This window comes from Deltaproteobacteria bacterium (genome assembly GCA_029860075.1).
Taxonomy (GTDB): Bacteria; Desulfobacterota; JADFVX01; order JADFVX01; family JADFVX01; genus JAOUBX01.
Genome location: JAOUBX010000154.1, coordinates 1 through 3,574, shown reverse-complemented (window position 1 = coordinate 3,574; position 3,574 = coordinate 1). Strand labels below are relative to the sequence as shown.

The following is a 3,574-nucleotide window of genomic DNA, read 5'->3' as shown; positions in this document are numbered from 1 at the left end:
AATATCATAGGGGCCCCGCAGCATGGCCCGGTAGCTATTTTCATGACCGCTGTGGCAGGAGGGGCAGGAAAGCTTCCCCATTGCGCGGCTTTTATCACTCACATAAGTGCCCGCCTTTTCAGGGGGAACCGTGGCCCCGGCTCTCCCCTCTTCCAGGGGAACACCCCAGGCATGGGAGTTGTTCTCTGAGGCGCCGCCTTGATGTGAAGTGAAGTTAAACAAGCGTGACGTATCGTTCATCGCAAAAGGCATCTTCTTCGCCACACTGTTACTGTTATGGCAGTTCAAACACTGCGGAGCCCTGCCGTAGATAGCGTTCAAACCACCCTCCCCATGACAGGTATTGCAAACCACCCCCTCATGGGGGGGGCCTACCGTCATCGCTTGCGATAACAATGGATTGCAAACAGACAGGACTAACAAAGCGATTATCAGATATAATTGTTTCTTACTCATTGGACCTTCTTAATGGATAATTATTATGGCAGATATTTTTTCCTGCCTCGACTTGATTTAAAGCGCAAATTATACCTTATTTTCCAAATTGTGCAATTTTTTTTTGCCTATTTCTAACATTTTGTCAAAAAAACGACACTTATCCCGCATTGTGGCGTCGATACGTAAGGACCGGGCCAATAGGCAAATTATTCTGAGAGGCAATTCCGGCTTTTACCGTGAGGAGATTTGGTCTGGTATAAAGAGACTATATTTTGGGACTGGCAAAGCATAATCAGCCCAGGGAAGAACATTCCGAAGAGATGGCGGAAGAAAGCAAAACTGAATACCTGGAGTGAGGGATATAAATCCGCAGGCAAAGGAATAGTATCCCTCTGAGACTGTTCAAAATTTGCATAAGAGAAAAATCTGATCCTTTCTTAAGGCTCAAGACAGGGGAAGCATGTTAGGTTGCCTTCCGACAAATAACCGGCCGGCGCTTTCAATTCACGACATACTCATCAGAACCCATATCGTAACCTGTACCGTAAGGCCTTGCATCACCATCAATATCATCGGTGGGCGCACCTGTTGCAGTACCAACATCTATAGCGGGTGAACCGGATAGGAGATGGTAGTCACCAGAAGCCGTAGGAACCTCTCCTTCAGGATCAGCGATTGAGCTAACAAACAAAGGGTCCAGCCTTATATTGCCGTTGATTCCCTCGTAACCGTCCTTATCAATGTCCGAGTTAAAAACATTGGCCGAGTCTACAGTGTTGTAGATTTCATTGTCGTTGGAAGAAATATTGCCCCAGAAAATGGAGTTGGTAAGCATCACCGTACCATCGGCAAAAAGTCCGCCACCGTATGCAGACGCATAATTACCACCAATAGTACTATTGGTCGTGGTCAGTACGGCGGAAGCGGAACCTATGTAAATACCGCCCCCCCTGGAAGCCTTATTGCCTGATATCCTTGTGTTCTCAAGCTCAACCAGGGCCACAGTAAATCCTACTCCGCCACCATAGCGGGCCTGGTTTCCACCAATAACACTCCTGTAGAAATTTACAGTAGCGGAACCGTTTGCATATACACCCCCGCCATCCGCACTGGTTGAATTACTATTAAAAGTTGAATCCCTTACTGTCACCACAGCGTCAGTCGATACAAACATACCGCCACCAAAGGAACCTGTATTGTTATCAATATTACTATTATCTACGGTTGCACTCGCCGTAGCTCCTGTCAAATAGACGCCACCACCCCAGCCAGAAGCTGCATTGCCTGATATCGTTGTGGTTCCAAGATCTAATACAGCCAAAGAAATACCTACCCCACTGCCATAGCGGGCCTGGTTCCCACTGATAACATTCCCGTAGAGGTTTACTACAGCGCCACCATTTGCATATACAGCTCCGCCATCCGCGCTGGTTGAATTACTGTTAAGAACAGAATCAGTTATCGTCACTGTAGCATTGGTCGTCACAAACATACCACCGCCGTAGGTAGCTGTATTGTTATCAATAGTACTGTTATCTATGGTTACGTTCGTCGTGCTCCCTGCTAAATAGAAACCGCCACCCCAGTTGCTGGAAGCAGCATTACCCGTTATTGCAGTATTGCTAACCGCCGCTGAAGAATCCCTGAGATATACCCCACCTCCGTAATGACTTGTTGCCGTGTTATTGCTAATAGTACTGTCTGTAAGCGTAAGCGTGGAGGAACTGTCCACAAAAAGTCCACCGCCATATTGAGATGAATTGCCATTGATGGTCGTGCCCGTAATGGTGGGCGAACTGCTGCTGAGAATATAACCACCAGAACCGAACTGAAAACCGGCATGTCCTGTGATGACACTGTCTTTAATTGTCGGTGAAGAGCCGGTGATATAGAGGCCGCCGCCACGGTTGCTTATGCCGGTTCCCTTTGTGAGGGTAAATCCATCCAGAACGGAGGCCGATGTTTCGCCACTGTCGAAGGTTGCCACCGGCCCACCGGCGTTGTTGGCATCTATGGCTGTAAGGGCTGCGCCATTGATCGACAGGACCGTAATCGCCTTACCCTTAAAATTGATGTTTTCATTGTAGGTACCATCCGATACCAACACATAATTCCCGGCAGATGCCGCATCAATGGCCACCTGAATGGTGGCATATTCCGCAGGAACTTCGATGGGGTCAACGACAGAAATCGTACCGCTTGATGTAGGAACTCCGGTGGCATCACCAACACCATCATTGGCATAGAAACGATAGTTGACCGTACCATCTGCCACTAAGGGAACAACCTCCTTGGCAGTGTAGAGCTTGCCATCGGCATAGGTAAGATCACCGGAATCGGCCTCTATCATTGTGTACTTCTCACTCGGCTCATAAGTACTGCTGTCATCCTCATCGATCCAGACCTGGATGACAGCAGGCGCATTATCATCAGTATATTTCACCCGGAAAGTGTAGTTTGCGCCACCTGCGCCACTGTCCGGAACTACGCCATCACTGCTGTAGCCAGTTTCACCGGTCCACTCAAGAATCGGCGCAACACCGCTTACCACGGGGGTCACGGTTACCGGATTGTCTGCCGTAGGTGTACCGGTGGCATCATCGATACCCTCCGAGCCATAGAAGCGATAATCGACAAAGCCATCGACAACATATAAAAGAGGCAGGGTTCTCGAATAGAGTTTGCCGTCCCTGTAATCAACATCCTCCCCGTCAACTGCTAACATGTCATGCAGTTCTAGTTCTGCTGAATCATATGAACCGTTGTCATTCTTGTCCATCCATACCTGGATAGACGTTGGGGGCTCGTTGTCCACATCAGTGTAACTGATCCGGAACTCAACATTACTGCCGCCTGAGGCGCTGTCCGGATTAACACCATCACCTTCGTAGTTTGCCTCACCAGTCCACAGGAGTACGGGGGGATTGTTTGTTACGCTTACGGCGCTATCTGATGTCGGTACGCCGACAGCATCGGCCACCCTATCCGAAGCATGGAATCGGTAATCAAAACTATTGTCCCCGGCTTTTGTCAGTAATACGGTTCCGGTATAGAACTTACCGTCCGCAGAAAGAGTGTCTCCAGCATCCGTCTCAGCCATTTCGGTTTTTTCATCTGCCTCAACACACTGTTGTCG

The 3,574-nt window shown here is 48.9% G+C and carries 2 protein-coding genes; both read right to left on the bottom strand.

Going from position 1 to position 3,574, the window contains the following annotated elements:
* Nucleotides 1–456, bottom strand: a 456-nt coding sequence (locus tag OEV42_21385) for a hypothetical protein (GenBank protein ID MDH3976824.1), incomplete at its 3' end; no start/stop codon positions are given.
* Between the two features lie 481 nt (nucleotides 457–937).
* Nucleotides 938–3,574: right-handed parallel beta-helix repeat-containing protein (locus tag OEV42_21380; GenBank protein MDH3976823.1), on the bottom strand; the 2,637-nt coding region annotated here is incomplete at its 5' end.